Raw genomic sequence first — 21,279 nt, forward strand, 5'->3', positions numbered from 1 at the left:
TCTATTACATCTATTGCATTAATTGTCACACACGTTATACGTAGCCGATAGCTGTTGTCGCATTATGTTGGGTACAGTGGCGATGCTTTGCACGCATGTCAAGATGTTGCTACCAAACGTGGCATAGTGTCTTGATTTTTGGCGTCGTTAGCGCGAGACTTGACTTCGTGGCTTTGGTAAATTGTGTCTGTGCTGAAAAAAAATCTGGCCGGTAGGCTCCGTATTGCGCGTGATGCGGTAAAGAGAGCCGTCAGTTCAATTCCCTGTGATGTTGCTGGTGTCTACAAGATGCTAGGTGCTAACGGCCTAGTTCTGTATGTGGGCAAGGCTAAGGATTTGCAAAAGCGCCTACGTAGCTACTACAATTTTAATCAGATGTCAGACAGAATTCTGGCGATGGTGGGCCATATAACCGAGCTGGATGTTATAGTAACGCAAAGCGAAGCGGAAGCGCTGCTGCTAGAGGCGCAACTCATCAAAACTCTAAAGCCGAAGTATAATATAATAATGAGGGACGATAAGTTCTACCCGTACATTCTGCTTTCGAAGCACAAATACCCGCGCATTGTCAAGTATAGGGGGAGAAAGGAGGTCGGGCTAGGAAAATGCTACGGTCCTTTTATATCGTCACTAGTGGTAAAGCTGGTTATATCTGCGCTTAGAAGGGCATTCCAACTTCGGTCATGTTCAGACAACTTTTTCGCCTCGCGAGATAGGCCATGCATCGAATATGAAATGCGCAACTGCTCGGCGCCGTGTACCCGCAAGATCTCAGAAGAGGATTATGCGAAATCTGCGCATATGGCGCACAAGGTTTTGACGGGTAAGAGTAAGGAGTTGCAGAGAGAGCTGTTTGATTCTATGCGCAAGTTTAGTGATGATCTGGACTATGAAAGCGCCATGGTCTACCGTGATAGGCTGCAGGCTCTAAAATCCATTCAAGAGTGTGTGTCATTTCAGACGGAGATGTCGTGTGATGCTGATTTTGTATCGATCTACGGGCGCCATGGCACATACTGCTTGCAAGTTATCTCCTTCCGAGGAGGCATAAGCTACGGTAGCCAGCCGTATTTTGTTGATGACGGCAATTATGAAAGTGAATCAGACGTGTTGGGCATGTTCATGCTACAAGTGTACAGCGATCCTCCTGGTAAAGTATATGTGGACTGTGTAAGTGACTATTGTGAGATAATAAATACCGCGTTGGAGGAGCTATTAACGCGTAAAGTTGATGTTCTGACTGCAAAGTCGCATGAGGAATTGAAGTTTTTAAGGCTAGCACGTAATGGCGCGATGGAGGCCCTTAATCGCAGATTACGCGACAAGGCGCTTCCAGCAGAGTTGGAGGAGCTTGCCGAGTTTTTTGGGCTTCAAAATCCCCCGGAGAGGATAGAAGTGTACGACAACAGCCATATTTCTGGCACACACCCGTTTGGAGTTATGGTAGTTTGTGGCAAAGATGGGCTTCTTAGAAAGGAGTATCGCAAGTTTAAAATTCAGACGGTGCTCAACGGGGATGACTATTCAATGATGCACGAAGTGCTCTTCAGAAGGTTCAGAGAGGAGAGCTCATTAGCACTACCAGATTTTGTGCTCATTGATGGGGGTAGGGGGCATATTTCTTCGGCCATTCAGGTGCTGGGTGACTTGGGCATTCCCTTTGCGTGTATGGCTAAAGGTAGTAACCGTAATGCAGGGGAAGAAGTGTTTTACCTACCGGATGGCAGGAAGATATGTCTAGATCCTAATAGTAAACTGATGCTATACATGCGAAAAATACGTGATGAGGCACATAGGTTTGCGATTACCTCCCACAGAAGTAGCAGGGATAAAACCCTTTCATCCGCGATTCTGTGCGCCATACCGGGGGTTGGTGGTGCCAGGCGCGGGGCTCTGATCACATATTTTGGCTCAATAGACGGTGTGAAACGCGCTAGGGCCGACGAAATAAGTAAGGTGCCAGGAATTAGCATGAAGCTTGCACAGAGAATATGCACCTATCTCAAGCAAGGTACACAATCCTGACCGCATACGGGGCGACATTGTGTAACAAGATTGAACACCGTACGGCGAATAGGGTAAGACGAACCCTAGGGCTGGTGTTGGCGAAATGCGCGAATTTGTTGCGTATGTATAGGGGGCCAACCAGAAACTACTACTTTGCTCTACTGCTGCGATCACCAGGCTGCACGGCAGAGGAGCCAGTTATGACTCTACTTGGTCCTGCATCAAAGTCGTAGCTGTCACCCCAAAGCTGGCCGAGGGTCACTTTGCCAGCGGGACGCGCCGCTGTTTTCTGCAGCAATCTTTGAGCTGTCTGTGCAGCGGATGATGGTTGCCGCTCATAAGCTTCTGCTGCTGCAGTGCTGCGGATGGTCGAAGTTTTTGGTCTTGCTCCCGCCGTTGCGCGAGATTTTTGTGGCGCAGAGCTTGCTAAATATTGCGCGAAAACACTCTCACTGTAATCTCCGGTGCTACCTGCGACAAACAACTCTTCGTCCTCCCCGAAGAAAAGCTCGATGCTGTCTTCCCCGTCGCGTACTTTGCTATCTTGTTGTTTCAAGCCCCTTATGGTTGCATCAGCATTGTGCTTGGGGAGATTGTCTATTTCGATCTCAAATTCCTCCACGTGGCCAGCGCTAGACTGTGTTACCATTTGTGGCTTTTTCAGCCCAGTAGCGCCGCTTTTCTGTGAGGGTTTCTGTTGCCCCCCTGTAGGTTGTTGTGAGTTTGAGTATTCAAATACTGTCCCTGCTTGGCTGCTCGACATGCCACCGAGGAAGCTTAGAGCATGCTCCTCGCCCTCTAGCACTTCTATACCAGCACCCCTGCTGCGGTTTGTTGATTGGGCCCCCCGCGCTGCTTCCTGACCGCCACGCTCATTCTTGCCATGCTGATCTAATTGTTGCAGGAGGTACTGTCCAACCTCATCATCGCTCTTGCTCATAATTTCTTTGTGGGGCAAGGTGAGCAGTGTCTTAAACAGACCTTCTATGTCTTCGTCATCATCCGCAACGGTACTGCCTGCAGCAGCCTCACCACCGGGTACAGCACCCTTGCCTATTTTGCCGGATTGTGTGCCAAATAATGGCGCTTGCTGTGCCTGACCTCGGCTACCATGCCCGCTATTAAGACCAAGTAAAAAGCTGTTCAGGTACTGTTCAACCTCAGCATCGCTCTTATTCTTCATTTTTTTTGGCAAGGTGAGCAGTGTCTTAAACAGGCCTTCTATGTCTTCGCCATCATCTGCAACGGTACTGTCTGCAGCAGCCTCACCACCGGGTACAGCACCCTTACCTATTTCGCCGGGTTTCGCGCCAAAGAATAACGACGTCTCTTGCCGCGCCTGCCGGCTACCACGCTCTTTTGCTGCTTGTGGACTCTCACCCTGTGCGGATTGCTGAGGTAATTCTCCCCTCAGCATTGCCCCGATTGCTTCCTCCCTTTCGGCGTCATCGCTTTCCAATATCTTCATGACCAGGTCTCCCCAATCTCCTGGTTTTGCGCTCCCACCACCGCGTCCTGGCTGTTTAGTTGCAGGTGTAGCCTTGCCACTGCCGTCTCCTCTGACTATCTCTCCCGCAACCTCAACGTACTTCTTGCCTCCGGAGCCACATTTCTGGCTCTTGTCCGGCTGTGCCTTACCTACCGTCCTTGGCCCATGGGTTGCACGCTTTTGTGTGGAACCCTGGCCGCCCAGTAGCACATCACACGTTGATGACGAGGCTGCGCTAGTACCGGCAACAAATTGCCTGTCGAATGCTGAGGGGCCGAACGGGTCAAGTACATCTTCATTTGCGCCAAAGAAGTCCAGAAATTCCTGGTTATGCTCAGGTTGTTCCAAAATCTTGTTGAGGTCAGACACATCAAGGTTTGGTGATATGCCCTCCCAAGGGTTCTTGTTACCATCCCAAGCTTTAATGCGGTCCCTAAAACTCCTTACTGACTTCTCTAATTCTGCTTTCTTTTGTGCGTCCAGTGTGTCTGGCAGCTTGATCTCCTTCAACAACTGGTCTACCACTTGAGCCAACATCTCACGCTGACTGTCTGTCATGGTGGCTATGAGCCGGTCATGGTACTCCGCTTCAAAGTCGTCCAACGCTAACTGTATCTTCTTCCGTGTATTCGCGTCAAGCTTGCTTAGTCTATCAGCCGAATCCTTCATAGCCGCTTTCTGCTCCTCAGTGAGGGTCGAGCCCCTCAGTACTGCCAGGAATGGGTGCTGCGATTCTAGTGCGCGCAAAACTTTCTCATCATCTTCAGCTTCGGGATTTGCGCTGCCGGTGTCAGTCGTCTTATAGACGGTTGCAAGCTCTTTTATTAAGTCTTGTATATGTTCCGCACTCAGTTCTTCATCCTCCTCCTCACTGGATGATACCGCGTTTTCTATAACTGTCCTCCACTTGCGTTCTGCCTCTAGGCTCAGATTTCTGGTGCCGTCCTCATCCACTTTGATGTCCAGCCCCAGGTCTTGATATTTATCCTTGCCAAAATGTTTTTCCAGTAAGGTTTGCATGTGTTCCTGAGCCACTGAAGGCTCGTCTTGCATTGCCATAGCAATACTCAGCTCGAGTATCGACTTTTGGCTAAGGGCGGTTCTCATCAATGATTCCAGGGCCACGATTTTACCTGAGGTAACGTTCAGCGCCCCAAGTTTGTTACCGCAAATAATGTCCGGAATTAGTGATATGAGAATGTCCCCAGCTAACACTGCAGTGTTAAAGGCCGGGGATCCGCTCGCGAGTTCGAAAAGTAGCAAAATTGGGGGGGCAGTAAGCGCCTTGAAACCGTCGGTCCAAAAGATTTGCTCAAACTCCCTGGTGTAGACTGTTTTACCATGTTTTCGCGCGTGTATAACCGGCCCAATCCACGCTGCTACCCTCGCTGTTTTTACGAGGAAGTTTAGGGCCATTGATACTTCCGATGGAAGGTGAAAACCCGCAGCGTGAAGCGCAAGCTCGACCACAAGGCCTATTAAACAGCATGCAACGGTAGTTTTGGTGCTGTACGGAAAATTTGATTTTTCTCTCCTAGAAGTTGCAGATACAGCGACCTCATATGCATTACGAACCTTTGATGGTTGTTCAATTAATGAGAGTGGTAGATACAGCCGATACAGACTCCATCCTAACGCGGCAGTAAAGGGCGGATACTTTATGTGAGGGGTAAACCCAAGCAGCGTGTTCATGATTAGTTTTAGCCCCATGGACGCAATAAGGGGGGACCACATGCTTGGAGGTTTAAACTCCCTCTTGCCGCCGTCTGACTCCGTATATTTACGAATCCACTCACCCTCATATCCACTAAACATAACTCTAGGGAACGTTATGTACATTGTTAACGTCATTATGACGGTCGCAGGTAATGCCACTGGGCTTGTAAAAGTGGCTCCAGTAGCTGCCCCTGCTCCAGCTGCTGCCGCGGTTGTGGATTCCACTGCTGTTCCAGCTGCTGCCGTTGCCGCCGCCGCTTCTGCCGATAAAGCTGCAGCTCCCGTAGTGGTGACTCCCAGCGCATTACCCAAAGTTTTTACACCCTGCGCAGCCAGCAGCCCTAGCTGAGGAGCATTAGCCGCCAACATGCCCCCAGCTGCTGTATATCCGAGCACGGTACCTGCTATCGCCCCCGCACCTACGCCTCCGGATGCTGCAGTGGCAATAAGTGATGACAGCATTATTGCTGTATATGCAACCAGCATTTTTCCTGAGTGTTGGGACACCTTCCTACACAGTTTCAGGATTTTTGACACCTTTGGGTTAGCTTTCTCATACGCTGCAATTGCCGCTTGCCTGATTTCCTCCACGTATGTAGAGAGCAGCACGCACCCGTAAAGTAGTGCCGCGCATTTCCTTTCCTGGTGGAACATATCTTCCAGCTCTTCCTGATCGGGGCATCTCTCAGCTACAGGCAGCCCTAGTTCCTTTCTTTTGAGCAGATATGCTATAGCTAATGATCGCATCAGCAACCAGTCGGGGGAGAGAAGCCTATAATCGTTCCCAATTAAGATCTCAACTGCCGAATTTCCTATGTCTTCCCGGCCGCTGCCACCGTTACTACCAAGACGTAGACCCAATTCCTCGGTAGAGGACTTTGCCTTCTTCTGTGTCATTTTTTTGATTTTGCCGCTTACGGAATTGTCCGACACGGCTAGCGCCCTTTCCATAGGGGTTAGTGCTTCTTGTGGGTTTATGACGTCCGCTACGGTATCGACGAACATGCCCTTTTCGTACGTTATTTCGTGGTCAGTGCCCTTTGAGAGCTCAACTATCTTATCGATAAAGTCAGTGAACGTACTAAGATCTGAGAGAGAGCTTGTGATGTATCCATTTTTGAGTGCATTCCTGAACTCTATAAGCATCCGGGCGAACGTCGGCGAACGATTTGCCCGCAGATAGTGCTCCCTAACTTCCTCATCTGCCAGGGACAACACGTTCATGAATGCAGACCCAACGTGCTCACTCTCGTAGGTGTTTGAGATTTTTGAGAGGAAATCTTCAGTTACAAATATGGACAGATTGTGCGCGTCCCGCGGTTTGGGTATAGTGATATCGCGCAATATCCCCACGGCCTTCCCCTTGAGTCCTGTCCAGGGGTTGTGCTGCTTCATCGTTTCCTGGAGCAGCTTTATAAGAGACTGTTCTGTTGCGTCGACAAACCTTTTTGGCATGGTTTACGGTGGCTAGTTTGCTGGCTTGAACACCGGTTAGCTCCCCCCCCCGAAGCCTGGAGGGAGGACCGGAGGTGAGACTGGGTGACTCTACAGTAATACTCAAAACTGCACACGCAGCACCATCAGGCTAACTCGGAATTGTACCACACATGTGGTGTATTGTCAATGTGTAGTACCCCCACACACGTGTCTGCTACCACACGTAGTACCTTAACTAATTACGCGCCCAAACGCGGCACCGGAGGGAAAAATTGTGGGAAAAAGCCTAAGCAGCTGCACACACAACCACCAGCACAAACTAGCCGCAAACCACATCTCTCAGTGTACAGTAATGTAATGATACACGCAACCACGTTGTGCAAGCTTGTGCAGAAAATCGGCCTTCATGGCCAGTTCCTACTCACAAGAGTTGCGCACATTTTTCGGAAAAGTATGACTAAACCATTACCAGATGGTGATACTTACAGGATTTCTCCGTAATCTACTGTAGTAAGGGTTCCACTATCTGACTCTAGCACCATTGCTCCGTGGGTGTTTATGTTCACAAACTTCCCTTCTGTTACCGCGTTATTGTTGGTTATGATGCGGATTCTGTCTCCGGGGGCATGACCTCTGCGCATCCACAGGTTTCGTAGCTGTGGGAACCCCATGTTTTCGAGGACATCCAGGAGTTTGGCGAAATTTTGTAGCACTAGGTCAAGGAGCTCTAAGTTCGATAGCGTCAGTTCTGGGATATGGTCATGCAGCGAAGCCGCATACGGGGGAGGGGCGTACATATTTATTCCTATGCCGCACACGGCCCAATCAATTTCGCCACCGACCACCTTGGTTGTGACCAGTACCCCAGAGATTTTCTTACCACCCACTATTACGTCGTTTGGCCACTTATACCGGATCAAAGCTTTTTGTGCGCTGCAGTTGTGTGCCTCGAAAACCTGTTCTAAAGTTACTCCCACCGCTAGTGACGATAAGAAAGACAGGGCCGCCACCTGTGCACTCCTTCTGGTGATTATACTGCAGTACAGATTGCCTTTGGGGGAGTGCCACTTCCTTCCGCGCCTGCCGGCACCCGAGGTTTGCTCATCAGCTATGACCACCGTGCCGTCCGCAGCACCGCCCTGGGCGAGCTCTATGGCCTCCAAATTGGTGCTGCGTGATACGCTGGTGTGGTGTATAGCAAATTCATGCACGGCCGCACTCAGAAATCCAGCTGTGCGTAGTGCACAGGGGGCGCGAAACCTGGTATTCTGTCTCCCAGAATCTGTGAGAATGACGGCTTAGACTTTATCAAAGAGTACCACTCCTTAAGTGTAGGGCTCAAATCCCAAGGAAAAATGCCCATGTAGTCTAGCAACGAGATGTGTGCAGCCAGTGCAACGTCTGCAAGGGTGAACTCGCGGGATGCAAGCCACCCATTGGTGTCTATGAGGTGCTCCATATATCTGACGTGAGACTGCAGGTTCGACATGGAAGCCCGGATCAAACTAGGGTTCGGTGGGCTGCCGTGCTTGGTATACTGTTTAGCGATTTTTTCGTTGATTACATACCTTGTGACTTCGTGGTAAAACCTACAATCTATCCAGTAGACAAGCCTGCGTACCTTGGCGCGCTCGTAAGGAGACCTGCCCATGCGTGGCTCACCGCCACACACCTCTTCAATGTACTCACATATAGCCTGACTATCAACTATTACGCTCTTGTCATTGACCAACACCGGAACCTGGCACACCGGGTTGATCTCTACAAACTCCTTTCTACGCCTCCAGGGGTTTTCCTCTACCAGGGAAAAATCCAGCCCTTTTTCCCTCATGAACACCCTTACCTTTCTGGAGAAGGGGCAAGGCGGGAAGTAGTATAGAGTATTGGCCATCTGGCAACTGCATGAACAAACCGTGCATCAATACCACACTCAAGCCAGAAGCACAACGCCCTGGCTTGAGTGCATAACCGACTTACCTGTCTTTCCACTCATCAATGAGATCAAGAACGGCGCTATTTTCAAAGCCTTGCTCTGGCACGTTGATGGTGAGAACCCTGCTTTGGGGTACGCAAGATGGGCCACAGGCCGCGAAGCTTACGTTGAGCTTGACATGCCTTACATCTTCGGCAACCTCAAGCTTCATAGGGAATACTACGGTGCCTGAGTACACATTGCTTTTCAAAGTTTTATCTGCTGCCTTATCAACGATTTCAGAATGTTTCGGCCAGTGGACGGTATACTCTTTCACCTCTTCGCTCTCAAATGAGAACACAGTCGGCATACCGGTATCCCCCGGCTCCTTAGCACATATGTGCCACCCCGATTCGACGTCAAACGTCACCGCAGCATGTACGACGTTACCAGAGACTGAGCCAACATCAACCCTGGTGTTCACGTGGTTCAAATATTTGCCATCATCGACAGCATGTGCGGCTGACGCGCAGCACAATATGAAGAAAAATTGCAATGCTGCCAAACGCATAAAAGTACCCATAGGAAGCCTCATATCACACATTAATTAGAGTCGTAGATTATCCCCTTTTTTTATTTTTTGCAATGACCTGTACCTACCTAATTTTCTTGTGCCACACAGCGGGGATTTTTGGCTTTGGCAAGTCCAACACCCCTGTTTTGTAGTAAAAATTTTATAATTCTCGCGTTGTGTGGGAGCCCTTTGTGGTACATTAGGGTAGAGCTCATATGCTGAGAAAAACCATCGCTCCTGCGACATTTTATGCGCAGCTAACCGATTGGCTGGGTATATTTGGGTGACTGGCTGATACAATACTGCTCTCGAATTGCTTGTATTGTCTAAGGCCTGCGCGCACTTGTGAATAGGTGCAGTGAGTGGTACCATGGCTGTGGCAGCGTCAGCGGTAATACTGTTGTGGAAGGACTGAGACTCGATAATGTGTCGCATAAATACAGGAAAACAGATTTCCTGCTGAGCGTTGATCACTTTTCCGGAAACAGGGGGGAGGTTATATGCCTACTTGGCCCGTCTGGGTGCGGGAAATCCACAATCTTAAAATTAATCGCCGGTCTGGAGAGGCTGCGTACAGGCGTCATAATGGTCAATGGAAAGGCACTCAGCGATGCGCAGAATAACACGCACATTCCCACAGAAAAAAGAAACGTCGGGCTAGTATTCCAGCATCCGTCGCTGTTTCATCACCAAACTGTGGAGGAGAATGTCGCATTTGCGGTGAAAGAGCAAGGCAAGGAGAGAAAAATCCAGCGCGCGCTACACATGCTGCACCTGCTAGGTATGGATGGCCACAAGGGTGCATACCCTCACATGCTTTCTGGTGGGCAGCAACAGCTTGTAACAATTGCCAGAACCATGGCCCAGAATCCAGAAATAATCCTGTTGGATGAGCCATTTTCTAATCTGGATATCATTTTACGATCCAAAATCAGGGCCGACGTATTGTCCATAATAAGGCGTGAACGTATAACCACCCTTTTAGTAACGCATGATCCGGAAGAAGCGCTTGAGGTTGCGGACAAGGTCTATGTGATACGCGAGGGTAGGATAGTGCAGTGTGGCACTCCGGGTGAGATATACAATAACCCGAAAGATGCGCAACTAGCACAGTTTTTTGGGAAGTCAAATTACTTCGAATCTGTAGTATGTGATGGAAAAGTTGCAGTAGTGGGAGTTGGGGACATTGACGCAAGCGCGTTTGCGGATGGCAGTAGGGTGGCTGTATGTATGCGGCCTGAGGCGATTTTTTTACAGCAAAGTGGAGGGATCCCTGCTACGGTGAAACTTGTAAGATTTTTCAACAGTATGGTATACATAGAAGTGCAAGGTTGTGCGTATTGGATGAAGTTTGCGGGTTCTGTTTTGCCCGAAGTTGGTGATGTGGTATCTGTATCTTTTGATCTGAGCAAGGTTTTGTTGTTCAGGCTGTGATTGTTGAGGGTTGCGTATATGAGTTTGGGTCCGTGGCAGATTTTTCTTATATTCCTAATCATCCTGGTACTATTCGGTGCTGGTAAGTTGCCTCAGGTTATGAGTGATTTGGGAAAGGGTATTCGCAGTTTGCGGAAGGAGTTGAAGGATGGTAAGCTGGTGCATAACAACGATGAGTCCAACAATTAGCCCGAGTAGCCCCAGGTTTTTTCTAAGGGCAGGCTGCGTGTTGGTGCCAGGTGCCCTAGTAAGTGTCACCTCAGGCAGGTGTTTGCACTAATATGGACATAGCTAAGCTCATAAATCTCTTTGCTAAGCTTCCAAGTTTGGGGCCTGCCTCTTCGCGCCGTATAGTATTGCATTTGCTTAGGCACAGGCAGGACGTAATGATACCTCTTGCCGCTGGAATTAGAGAGTTAGAAATGCACACTAAGGAGTGCACAGTCTGCCATAATTTGGATACTACCTCCCCTTGCTCCATATGTTCCGATACAGGTCGGGATAGGAGCATAATGTGCGTTGTTGAGGAGTTGGGTGATTTGTGGGCTTTTGAACGCGGAAAAATATACTCTGGTGTATATCATGTGCTGGGGGGAGCACTATCTGCGCTTTCTGGCATCGGTCCTGAAGATTTAAATCTGGATGGAATTGTAGAGAGGATCAGCACACATGGGGTGAAGGAAGTAATTGTTGCGACGAGCAACGATATGGACGGACAAGTAACGTGCCATTACATAGCACAACTGGTAAAAGGAACCGACGCCAAAGTGACGAGGCTTGCATGTGGAATTCCACTTGGGGGGGAGATAGATTATCTAGATGAGGGCACACTGCGTGCGGCGCTCTCTTCCAGATACATCATTGCATAGCGTTGGTGCTTGCAGGCTAGTCATCACGTTGCTGCTGAAGGCAGCTTCGGAAACTGTTTGCAATTGTCTCCATCAGCTCAAAGTACCCGTCTGTGCCCTGGATATTGCGCCCAAGCGGATCTAGTGCGCATATTTTTATTTTCTTACTTACAAGTCTGTAACGAGATGCGCTATGCAATGGGTCAGTAAAAATACACCGCACCTCATGCTGCTTGGCAGCCCTTTTTGCGAACGACAGCCCCTTTGCGGTGACACTAACTGTGTGCCCACTACCAGATAGCGCGGCCACGAAGTTCAGCCCAAAGTACCTGTCAAAATATTGGTAAGCATCATGCTCTGCCATATACGGCGTATCCTTTATGGGTGCCAGAACTGCGCTGATTCTACCAACCATGTCTCTTATCTTTGCAAGCGCAGCTTCTGCGTTTTGCCTGTAGATATGGGCATTTTCTGGATCCTCTTCAGAGAGGACCGTGCAAATTTTTTGTACCATTTTGCTGGCGTTATCTGGATCTAGCCATATGTGCAGGTCCTTGTCATGCGTGGAACGGCCATCAACGGCTCTTTCTGTCAGCAACTTTACGTCGTCCGAAAGTTTCACGAGCCTCCTGCCTGCTTTATTATCCAGCCTTCTAACGAAGGACTCTAGCCTGTCGTCTATGTAGAAAACTATATCTGAGGAGTTTAGCTTTGCCATGTCAGAGGGTTTGAGCACACAATCGTGCACGCACGATGCGCCGGTTGTGGGCAACGAGGGCTCTACTACTCCATGCGCTACTGCGCTTATCAGGAAATATACGGGATTTATGGTTGCAGCTACTCTTGGAACGGTATATCCTGCTACCGGCAGCAGCATTGTGAGCGCTACCATGAATGAGATCACATGTCGTCTAATCACCAGCATTTCAGGCAGCCCGCAATAAAAGGAGGAGAATCGAGAGTCTCATCAAAGCGCGCGATACTCACGGCCGATAGTCTAACACTATTTTACGAAGATAAAAAGGTTATAGATAACGTCAGCTTTTCGGTAAAGTTTGGAGAAATCGTAACGATTTTGGGCCCAAATGGGGGCGGCAAGACTTCATTGGTGCGTATCCTTGTGGGGATAAACAAGGCATACAAGGGCACGGTGCGTTATTTTGGTAAATTGGGAATGGGCTATCTGCCTCAGAATATCAAGATCAATCGTCTTATGCCCATGACGGTCGAATATTTTCTTCTGCATACCTACCTGGGGAAACGTGCAGTCTCAGATTTGGAAGACTCAATGAAATACGTTAATGTTGCGCGGTTGTTGAAACGGCAAGTGGCCGAGCTATCCGCCGGCGAAACCCAGTTGGTACTTCTTGCTAGATGTCTGATGATGAAACCTGATCTTATCATTTTGGACGAGCCTGTAAGCTGTATGGACATTGAAGCGAAGCACAATTTCTACAAGTTGATTGCGCGGTTGATTGCGGAGTGCAACATGAGCATCCTAATGACATCGCACGATCTGCACTGCGTGATGTCATGTTCTGACAGGGTTATTTGTGTAAACCACTCAATACGCTGCGAAGGTACGCCTGAGGAAATCACAGAAAACGCAAAATCTCTGAGCGTGTTTCCGAATAATGTTTAGCGTAATAGAGAGCTGTGTAAGGATGCTGGGTATAGTGGCGGCTATTTTGCGCCATGGCGTCCTCCCATATACAGGTTTCTTGTCACTCAGATTGCGTTCAAAGACCCGCGCAGAGAGGATATACTTGCTGCTGCAAAGCCTGGGTCCGACGTTCATAAAATTTGGTCAGTTCCTTGCCTCCAGGGTTGATATAGTGGGGGAAGACGTCGCGAAGAACCTACTCCGTCTGTGTGATGCCCTGCCGCCGTTTTCATTCGATGATGTTGTAAGGACAATTGAGTGTGACTTACGCAGACAGATGGGCGACATATTCCAAGAATTTGATACAGTACCAGTTGCTGCGGCGAGTGTCGCCCAAGTTCATAAGGCAAGAACGCTAGACGGTGAGCTCAAGGCGGTAAAGGTGCTCAGGCCCGGGATAGAAAACGCTTTCCGCAGGGATATCAAACTTATGCGTCTGTTGGCGCGCATTTTTGGCAAATGTCATGGGCTGCAAAGGTTTCAGCTTAGGCAATTGGTTGAGATGTTTGCAAGTATATGCAGGTTGGAACTGGATCTTCGCTTCGAAGCAGCGAATGCTGAGGAGTTGAGAGAGAACACAAAGGCGGAGCGCGGGATGTTTTGTGTGCCAAAGGTAGATTGGAATTGCACCTCCAGACGCGTTCTCACGTTGCAGTGGATAGATGCCGTGCCAATTTATGAGATGGACAAATTGCAAGATCGCGAATCCCTGGCCCGCAATCTAATTTTGTGTTTCTGTAACCAAGTATACAGAGACAGATTTTTTCACGCCGACATGCATCCCGGGAACCTAATGATTGACAGTCAAAACCGGATTGTTGCGGTGGATTTCGGCATCATGGGCCGGCTCAATGAGGAAACCTGCGTGTACATCTCTGAAATATTTATAGGCTTTTTGAATAGGGACTATCGTAGGGTTGCTGAGGCTCATCTTGATGCTGGGTATATCCCTGGACGATGCGATGAGTTTATCACAGCCTGCCGCGCGATATGGGAGCCCATAGCCGATATGAACGCGCAAGGATTTTCCATGGCGGAGCTGCTTGCACAACTTTTCAGGGTTACCAGCGAATTCAACATGAAGGTACAGCCGCAGTTGCTTCTGTTGCAGAAAACCATGGTGTTAGTTGAAGGAATTTGTAGGCAGCTGGCACCGGATATGAACTTGTGGAAAATTGCTGAGCTGTGGGTACAGGAACATGGTGACGACAAGAGATGTGCCGAGAAGTTTAAGAAGTCGCGGGTCTATAGGTCTCTGAGGGGCATGCATATGTTGGCGTCTAAGATCGACCGTAGTCTTGATGCCATAATTTCCCACGATGAGCGTGCGCAACACCAGGGGCAAACCAGGCAACACGGCACCACTCCGTTTTTGATGCTTGTCATAGTTGGGTTGCTAGTCGTACTGGTGATGGTTAAATAAGCTGAGGCAGGTATACGGAATTTTATGATAGGCCAGGTCTGATTATGTCCTCTGGACGCGCAAAATCCTATGTTGGCTGGTTAACTACAGTTATGATGCTAATATCTCTGAGCTGCTCTGAGTGCATGTATTCTGCATTTGGAGGGGTTGTGCTGCATAGTGAGCTGAAAGTAGCCGCGCTCATGTTTGCACGCATGTGTTTCTTTGCCCTGTTTCAACTTTTTTCTGGGGCGCTAATAGACCACTATGGTGGTAAACTCATGCTGCCAATTGCAGCATTGTGTACATGTGTAGGTGTGCTCTTCCAGATGCTCACCTGTAAGTACAGCTTCCTATTTATGGTAATGCTTTCACAGCCGATCCTAACCTTCGGGGCCTCTTTTTGTTTTATCGGTGCCGGATACACAAGCATGCGCTTTTTTACGCCACCCACGTCTGGCATTATGTTTGGCCTTGCCCAGATGGCTCACGGTCTATCATATGCATTGTTTGGCATTCTTTCGTTTTACCATAATTCTTTCCTTGAGGAGCACTTCAGATTTTTGGTATCGTGCTTGATCGCGGTGCAATTTGCGATATTTCTGGTGGCGCTATGCACAGTAGAAAACCCCCAGGGCCATGTTTCTGTGCGTATGAAGTTCGCTGAAGTGGTGGGGAGTATGCGCGACATCCTCGCGACCAAAGATACGCTATACGCCTCTATAATTGGGGGTATGATGTTTGGTATGTTTTTTGCTACGGCGGGTTTTCTGGTATACAAGCTGGATTCCAGGGTTGCATATCTGGTGTCTATGTATGCATGGGTAGGCTTTTCCCTAGGGGCCCCGTTTGCGTGTTGGGTGCTTACTATGCTGCAGGACAAAAAACGCGTTCTTTTCGTGTTCTGCGTGCTGCAAATGTGCAGTCTGCCCATAGTTGCACTGCTTATACAGTGGCTGCTGTCCCCTGAAGATCTTTCATTGGTGGTGTATTTGTGCTATTTTGCGTCATTTTGTTTCGGATTTGCTGCAGGTGGGCACATGATAGCATTTACTTTGGGGCATGGTATGGCGTCCGAAAGGGTTACAACCTTCTGTGCGATCGTAAATGGTGTGATGTGTACCATCGCCGGCTCCGTAATTTTGGTGCTTACTTTTCTGTCGGGATACTATAGCCTGACGACTCTGCTGATATACTCCGGGATTGTGGCCTTTGTGCTGAGTTGTGTTGCACATTTCAGACTTTCTAAAATGCGTGAAGTTAGCTAAAACGGGCGTTGTTTTCCCGAAACCCGCATGCACCTGTACACATCACCCGGACAGCATACCATAAACAAGCCAGTGTGCCGAATAAAAGTGTGGCTCAGGTTTGTGCGTTAGGTGAAGCGTAGGGGGGGTCCACGCCGTTGTAGCCGTCAGCGGTGTTGAATATGACCCCCTCTAGAGAGTTACGCGCCCCTCTTCCCAACACCTTTACGTTGAGTATTTTATTGCAATACTCTGCCGGATCGGTATCCACAAGGATGTGCACTGGCTGCATGTACTCGCTCTTACCAAACGCCTCATTTGCGCCACGCGCGCTTTCTGCACCGTGCACAAGTACTGGTATAACCTTGCCGGTCATACTACTATTGAAAGAACGCTGCTGGTCAAGCAGCAGATGTTGTAGCCTGTGCAGGCGGCTGCTTTTTTCTTCCTCTGGCACCTGGTCTGGATACTCCGCGCTGGGGGTCCCGGGCCTAGGGCTGTACTTAAAACTGTATGATGTTGCGAACCCAACGTGCCTTACCAGGTTCATCGTACCTTCAAAGTCCTCTTCAGTCTCTCCAGGGAAGCCTACGATGAAGTCTGACGAAAATGCGATGTCATTCCTGGCATCTCTGAGGATATCTATTATATCTATATACTCTTTCACCGAGTGTTTGCGGTTCATCCTGCGTAGTACGGAATCTGAGCCGGATTGCACAGGTAAATGGACGCATGGCATCAACTTAGGTTCGTATTTGTGCGCTTCGTATAGCGAGCTATGCATATCCCTAGGGTGGGAAGTTGTGTATCGGATTCTTTTAATGCCATCGACTTCTGCCACTTTTTGTATCAAACGCCCCAAGTCCCACTCATCGCCCTTGTAGGTTCCGTGGTAAGCATTTACATTCTGCCCAAGCAGCACAACCTCCTTTGTGCCTCCGTCTGCGAGCTTTTCCACCTCCACCATGATGTCTTCAACTGACCTAGAATACTCTGGCCCGCGAGTGTAAGGTACTACACAGAAGGTACAGAATTTGTCACATCCCTCTTGGACTGACACAAACGCTGAAACGCCCCGGCCAACCCGCGCATCTGTGGGTATTGAATCAAATTTAGAGATAACCGGGAACTCAATATTCACCTGTTTTGCATCCCGAGTGACTTTCATTATGAGTTCGGGCAACGTATGTATACTCTGTGGCCCCACTACAACGTCAACAAACGGTGCCCGCTCAAGGACTGCTTCCCCCTCAGCCTGTGCAACGCACCCTGCCACCACTATTAGGGCGCCTTTCTTGCGGATCATACGTATTCGCCCGAGCGCAGAATACAACTTCTCAGATGCCTTTTCTCTTATATGGCATGTGTTAATTACTATTATGTCGGCATCTTCCGGATGCGGCACCGAGGAGAACCCCAGTGGTCTGAGGATATCCTCAACCATCAGAGAGTCATAAACATTCATTTGGCATCCGTAGGACTCTATATACAGCCCTTTTTTCATAAACTACATGTAAGGGTAACGTACAATCCTATAACATCTTGTCCACTGGTACAACAGCGAATCTTCGCATCGCGGCATTTCCGTTTACAGCTGCAAGTTTTCGGGGCAACTGTTATATGTAGTAGCGCCCAGTGTAATATTATTCATAGGTACGTGGAATGCAGGAAAGGCTCTCCTGCCTGAAGTGCATTGGAGTGTAAATGAAGCCCCCTAGATGCACCAGTAGGTTTGAAATCTTTACGCTCACAATCTTTATCATATGTTGCATATGTTCGAGCTCTATGCCAATCACATCCCCCACATTTAGGTGGGCATATTTTATGGGTAGAGATATTCTGTAAAAACAATTCTGGTTTGTGATGAGATATTGTAAGTTGTCTACTATGGCCTCTGCCTGTAGATCATCAAGCACTAGTGACGTTTGTAAAATACTCGATTTTGGCCAGTCTGCCTGGCGCGCCTGCGGGTTTCTGAGCCTTGATTGGTAGCCAAGGCTGATATACAGCAGTGCTTGCGCCCCACAGGTGGCCTTAGGTGTGTAGGTTGCCTGGTAGCTATCCGGAATTATGTCCTCTGCCGGTACATGCAGTACAGACTTTGGGTTGGTACCAGAGAAAATCAGTCCCCCTTCCTCTTCCCTCATGTCCAGGCAATATATTGTCGCCAGCTCCCTAACGGCGGCTTCTGCGGATATGTAGTTGCAGATCGAATATCCCAGCACTAGCTCGTCCACTTCCTTTGGGGTTGTGGAGCGCAAACCCATCTCACCGAGTATGCTTTGTAGTGTCGCCGATAATGCCACCGAATCTATTTTCCCATTTACCCAATGGCCGGTTTGCCAGTTTTGGTAGGAATATGATTCCGTTTTAACGTATGGCTCAAGATTCCACGCGTAAAGGAACATTCTCTCCACCATTTCGGAAGAGTGCCACGCATCTAAAGTACCTTCTATAGCAGTTTTTTGTGCGAAAAAATCTACATTGTCTGTTGCTACGCTTCCCGCCACGCTAGCATGCTGTTCGGGCGATAGTTGCCGGTATGTGCAGTCTGTAACACTTCGAAAGCCATATTCTATGAACCACACCTTTTTGCTTTTTGGTTGCCACGCAGTCTTCTTGCTGCTATGGCGGTTTATGTGGTCATGGCTCCACCACTGGTGTATGTTTTTCCATGCAGGGTCCGGATTCTCATGGTAAACCTCAGACTGCTTTGGTGGGAAATTCTCGTGGGGATGGTTATATCCTTCTCCATTGTGCCAAGATCGCGCAACGCTCTGTATACTGAATCTGTGCATAGGATTGGGGGTATCTGCGAGGGGGAAATACGCATTAATGCCGATGACGTCAACGTATTCAGATGCCCACAGCGCGTCCATATTATACGTACCATCGTATGAATGGTATTCATCCCAGTTTGCTGCATACGTCACAACCACTGAGCTCCCCAATGTCTTCTTTGCCAGTTCGGCCAAACGTATAAGCTCCTCTACTGCCGGGAATGATTCTGTGCCATCTTTGATTCTGGTAAGCGATGTAAAACCGCTTCCTATTACGAACGCATCTATAATTCCCCCGGTAAGTAGGCAGTAGTGTTCCATGAATGGACGGTATTGCCGATCAAAAAACTGGCCGATATCTTGAGGGTTTTCGCACACCAATTGTGTGCCTTCTTCAAAATTTACGATCAATTTTGGCAGCAAGAGCACCTTATAACCCCTGGATTTGAGTTCTCGTATATACCGCACCAAAGATACGTCATTGGCGGTTCCTTTGAGTGTGTGCCGGCCATTTTCCGGCCCGAGTTTATAGGCGTTTGTTGCGGTGAAATTACCAACTTTCCAGGTATCTGGTATTATCTTGGTGCCATGTCCGTACATAGTTGCGGGGCGGACCTTGCATTGCCTAATGTTTGGTCCATCAGTGAACCAATAAACCGTTACCGCTACCCATTGCACGTTAGTCAGGGTGCCCTGCATGGCGTCTAGGGCTAGTAATGCATTCGGTCGTGTGTAACCACTTTCCCCATTGATTTTTACGGCAGTGCCGTAGGCAACTTCTTGTGTGCCTATGGAGCCAGTCTGGGTTATTTTTTGGGTTTCAGTATCGTAGGAAAATTCTCTGCTGCCCACGGTATGTATGCCATATATTTTTTGTATAACATGGTCTCGCAAAAAACCTTCTGGGTATGCAGTGACCTCAAACGTAAAACCTGGTACTGTGCCGTTATAGTCTTGAAGGGGCAAGTCCTCTACCACAATGTACGCGATGCCGCGGTACGCCGGGGTAGATTTTTCTGTGGAGGACATGAGCGGGTCAGGCTCTTGGTCTTCGGTACCCTTGTATAGCCTATGCTTTACTGTGGCCAGATCCAGTGGCTTGCCATTTGCCCACATGCGAGAGAGTCTGTGTATCGGTCCCGAGCATATGGCGATTGCCAGCGTTGCGTGGTAACTTGTGGTATGTTTTACAGATTGTGAGTTATGTTTTACATGAACCGCCTTATGTTTTACACGCTTGATTGGTTGCGCCCATATTATGTTGCCTGATACTTTTGCTGTGCCGTAAACTTTGCACAACATTTTGCCGTATGTTGATGTTTGAATTGCGATTTCCTTCAAAGATGTGCGAACCCTTGTTCCGGCTCTGCCGCGCCAGTGGGGTGTTGGCGAACCTTCGGTGATTGTTTGGCTAAGCGCCTCTTCGATAGATTTTGTGACAGATTTCCACACCGTGTTGTTTACTATGCTGGTGATGGTTGACAATATTGATGTTGTTAGCATACTAGACCGAGATAACTGCAAATAGTGCCATGTGAACGCGCAACCACGGCTGTTTGCATAACTGTGCCGTGCTTGTTAGGAAAGAATATTTCAGCACACGAATATTAGCATATCACGCTTCCATGGCTGAGCACGAAGTACCCGTGTAAATTTCTCGCCGCTTACGGATTGCACATTGAGTGCGCCTGCGGGGTTTGTTCACTCTTCCAGAGGTTTGTATATGGAATCTAAATCTGGTACGTGAGGCTCCCCTCGGAAGTTGCTTGTATTATTGAATTTTCTGCTGCAAGTGAGAAAATTTTTGTCACATCCAGCAATTATTGAGTACTCATCTCCTGGTAGTATGGGGTAGGGTGTGCTTCTGGCCAAACGTATCATATAACACTTATGGTTGCGCACTTCCACAGACACTCCACGATTATTCCCGTTCAGAAACGTAACCACTCCGTGCTTATAATAACACTCTGCGTGGGGGAGTTTGGCGTCCTCTAGCGTTAGGTGGTCAACCACCTTGCCAACTGAACTTTGAAATGTAAATTCCTTTCTGTCGAGCTTGCAGTTACCGTCACAAAATTGTGCTCTGCAGTGGGGAGAAAATAATGTGCCGATTCTGCCGTATAGGGTATTCTGTACTCCCTCAATTGAGATTTTTAGTTTGTTATTCTCGGTTGCAATATCACTCACCATCCCAACGAATAGCATTATTTTTTTCTGCGAGACGTCCTCATAGTTAGTTAAAAATATTTCTACTGCAATACCGCCGCATTGCGCACTTACGAGAACTTGCTCTCTTATAATGCTGCTATCTACTATCTCAATTGAGGCCGTGCTGCGGCCACTACTGCGGTATATTGGACCGAAACTTATTCCATGGCCTGCACTGTAGGTGGTATTATCAATTTCAAGGTTTTCATCATGCTCTGTGAGCCTTATGTCGGTATTGTTGGTTGAGATTTTACAACAAAGTACGGTTGTTATTACTGCATGTGAGGCGTGGTATGGTGGTTTTTTTGTTGTGTTTTTCATTGATGTTTGCTATCGAGATTATTAATAAGTTGTTTTTGCGGGAATCATGTATATGCGCACAATTATCCCGTACTATAGGGTATAACCAGGCCTAATTATTGGTAAGCAAAAGTTACCTCTACCGAAATACTAATGTGCGCCGGTGTTGCTCTGGGCGAATGTTAGCTTTTAATGACCGGGAAAGTGTGTTAGAGTGGCTGCGCTTTCTCTACAGTACGTGAGAATTTTGTTGCTGCGCGAA

The 21,279-nt window shown here is 48.5% G+C and carries 15 protein-coding genes; 7 read left to right on the forward strand and 8 right to left on the reverse strand.

Annotation, left to right across the window (positions count from 1 at the left end; all coding sequences use genetic code 11):
• Positions 1–183: 183 nt before the first annotated feature.
• On the forward strand, positions 184–2,025 hold the full coding sequence (gene uvrC / locus AOV_RS01260) for an excinuclease ABC subunit UvrC (RefSeq protein WP_075138813.1): 1,842 nt from the start codon (positions 184–186) through the stop codon (positions 2,023–2,025).
• Between the two features lie 130 nt (positions 2,026–2,155).
• Here uvrC and cpg1 read toward each other — a convergent pair whose 3' ends face one another.
• The 4 genes from cpg1 to AOV_RS01295 form a co-directional block, all read right to left on the reverse strand.
• Positions 2,156–6,667, reverse strand: coding sequence for a Cpg1 family polymorphic protein (gene cpg1, locus AOV_RS01265; RefSeq protein ID WP_199463074.1), 4,512 nt, complete (start codon positions 6,665–6,667; stop codon positions 2,156–2,158).
• A gap of 464 nt (positions 6,668–7,131) precedes the next feature.
• Positions 7,132–7,860, reverse strand: a complete 729-nt coding sequence (locus tag AOV_RS01285) for a biotin--[acetyl-CoA-carboxylase] ligase (RefSeq protein ID WP_075138818.1) — start codon at positions 7,858–7,860, stop codon at positions 7,132–7,134.
• An 8-nt stretch (positions 7,861–7,868) separates the two neighbouring features.
• Entirely contained in the window at positions 7,869–8,540 is a 672-nt protein-coding gene (locus AOV_RS01290) for a glutathione S-transferase family protein (RefSeq protein WP_075138819.1), read from the reverse strand.
• A gap of 82 nt (positions 8,541–8,622) precedes the next feature.
• Positions 8,623–9,156, reverse strand: coding sequence for a protein-disulfide reductase DsbD domain-containing protein (locus AOV_RS01295; protein ID WP_233497194.1), 534 nt, complete (start codon positions 9,154–9,156; stop codon positions 8,623–8,625).
• A gap of 381 nt (positions 9,157–9,537) precedes the next feature.
• Here AOV_RS01295 and AOV_RS01300 point away from each other — a divergent pair, with 381 nt between their 5' ends.
• The 3 genes from AOV_RS01300 (at position 9,538) to recR (ending at position 11,438) form a co-directional block, all read left to right on the forward strand.
• The gene (locus AOV_RS01300; protein ID WP_075139451.1) at positions 9,538–10,569 is read left to right on the forward strand and encodes an ABC transporter ATP-binding protein; all 1,032 of its coding nucleotides are present in this window, start codon (positions 9,538–9,540) and stop codon (positions 10,567–10,569) included.
• 18 nt (positions 10,570–10,587) lie between these two features.
• Entirely contained in the window at positions 10,588–10,758 is a 171-nt protein-coding gene (tatA, locus tag AOV_RS01305) for a twin-arginine translocase TatA (RefSeq protein ID WP_075139452.1), read from the forward strand.
• A 92-nt stretch (positions 10,759–10,850) separates the two neighbouring features.
• Complete coding sequence (gene recR, locus AOV_RS01310) at positions 10,851–11,438, forward strand: recombination mediator RecR (RefSeq protein WP_075138821.1); 588 nt, start codon at positions 10,851–10,853, stop codon at positions 11,436–11,438.
• A 16-nt stretch (positions 11,439–11,454) separates the two neighbouring features.
• Here the strand turns inward: recR and AOV_RS01315 are convergent, their stop codons facing one another.
• Positions 11,455–12,342, reverse strand: coding sequence for a metal ABC transporter substrate-binding protein (locus AOV_RS01315; protein WP_075138822.1), 888 nt, complete (start codon positions 12,340–12,342; stop codon positions 11,455–11,457).
• Here AOV_RS01315 and AOV_RS01320 point away from each other — a divergent pair.
• The 3 genes from AOV_RS01320 (at position 12,322) to AOV_RS01330 (ending at position 15,750) form a co-directional block, all read left to right on the forward strand.
• Complete coding sequence (locus tag AOV_RS01320; protein ID WP_075138823.1) at positions 12,322–13,059, forward strand: metal ABC transporter ATP-binding protein; 738 nt, start codon at positions 12,322–12,324, stop codon at positions 13,057–13,059. The two genes, AOV_RS01315 and AOV_RS01320, sit on opposite strands and share 21 nt — an antisense overlap.
• Entirely contained in the window at positions 13,052–14,503 is a 1,452-nt protein-coding gene (ubiB, locus tag AOV_RS01325; protein WP_075138824.1) for a 2-polyprenylphenol 6-hydroxylase, read from the forward strand. Before AOV_RS01320 ends, ubiB begins: the two co-directional genes overlap by 8 nt.
• Before the next feature lie 149 nt (positions 14,504–14,652).
• The gene (locus AOV_RS01330; RefSeq protein ID WP_233497195.1) at positions 14,653–15,750 is read left to right on the forward strand and encodes an MFS transporter; all 1,098 of its coding nucleotides are present in this window, start codon (positions 14,653–14,655) and stop codon (positions 15,748–15,750) included.
• A gap of 94 nt (positions 15,751–15,844) precedes the next feature.
• Here AOV_RS01330 and miaB read toward each other — a convergent pair whose 3' ends face one another.
• The 3 genes from miaB to AOV_RS01345 form a co-directional block, all read right to left on the reverse strand.
• Positions 15,845–17,233 (reverse strand): tRNA (N6-isopentenyl adenosine(37)-C2)-methylthiotransferase MiaB, encoded by a 1,389-nt coding sequence (gene miaB, locus AOV_RS01335; RefSeq protein WP_075138826.1) that lies wholly within the window; start codon positions 17,231–17,233, stop codon positions 15,845–15,847.
• A 139-nt stretch (positions 17,234–17,372) separates the two neighbouring features.
• Positions 17,373–19,625, reverse strand: coding sequence for a glycoside hydrolase/phage tail family protein (locus tag AOV_RS01340; RefSeq protein ID WP_233497196.1), 2,253 nt, complete (start codon positions 19,623–19,625; stop codon positions 17,373–17,375).
• A 585-nt stretch (positions 19,626–20,210) separates the two neighbouring features.
• Positions 20,211–21,038: a DUF2163 domain-containing protein gene (locus AOV_RS01345; protein WP_075138828.1), complete on the reverse strand. Its 828-nt coding sequence runs from the start codon at positions 21,036–21,038 to the stop codon at positions 20,211–20,213.
• Between the last annotated feature and the right edge of the window lie 241 nt (positions 21,039–21,279).

The organism is Anaplasma ovis str. Haibei, from assembly GCF_002214625.1.
GTDB classification, from domain to species: domain Bacteria; phylum Pseudomonadota; class Alphaproteobacteria; order Rickettsiales; family Anaplasmataceae; genus Anaplasma; species Anaplasma ovis.

What these genes read in the sequence shown, in the direction of transcription:
- AOV_RS01290 (WP_075138819.1), bottom strand. Translation starts at nt 8,540, where the DNA reads ATGGCCAATACTCTATACTACTTCCCGCCTTGCCCCTTCTCCAGAAAG.
- ubiB (WP_075138824.1), top strand. Translation starts at nt 13,052, where the DNA reads ATGTTTAGCGTAATAGAGAGCTGTGTAAGGATGCTGGGTATAGTGGCG.
- AOV_RS01320 (WP_075138823.1), top strand. Translation starts at nt 12,322, where the DNA reads ATGTCGTCTAATCACCAGCATTTCAGGCAGCCCGCAATAAAAGGAGGA.
- AOV_RS01345 (WP_075138828.1), bottom strand. Translation starts at nt 21,038, where the DNA reads ATGAAAAACACAACAAAAAAACCACCATACCACGCCTCACATGCAGTA.
- cpg1 (WP_199463074.1), bottom strand. Translation starts at nt 6,667, where the DNA reads ATGCCAAAAAGGTTTGTCGACGCAACAGAACAGTCTCTTATAAAGCTG.
- AOV_RS01340 (WP_233497196.1), bottom strand. Translation starts at nt 19,625, where the DNA reads ATGTGGGCAAATGGCAAGCCACTGGATCTGGCCACAGTAAAGCATAGG.
- miaB (WP_075138826.1), bottom strand. Translation starts at nt 17,233, where the DNA reads ATGAAAAAAGGGCTGTATATAGAGTCCTACGGATGCCAAATGAATGTT.
- recR (WP_075138821.1), top strand. Translation starts at nt 10,851, where the DNA reads ATGGACATAGCTAAGCTCATAAATCTCTTTGCTAAGCTTCCAAGTTTG.
- AOV_RS01295 (WP_233497194.1), bottom strand. Translation starts at nt 9,156, where the DNA reads ATGAGGCTTCCTATGGGTACTTTTATGCGTTTGGCAGCATTGCAATTT.
- AOV_RS01315 (WP_075138822.1), bottom strand. Translation starts at nt 12,342, where the DNA reads ATGCTGGTGATTAGACGACATGTGATCTCATTCATGGTAGCGCTCACA.
- tatA (WP_075139452.1), top strand. Translation starts at nt 10,588, where the DNA reads ATGAGTTTGGGTCCGTGGCAGATTTTTCTTATATTCCTAATCATCCTG.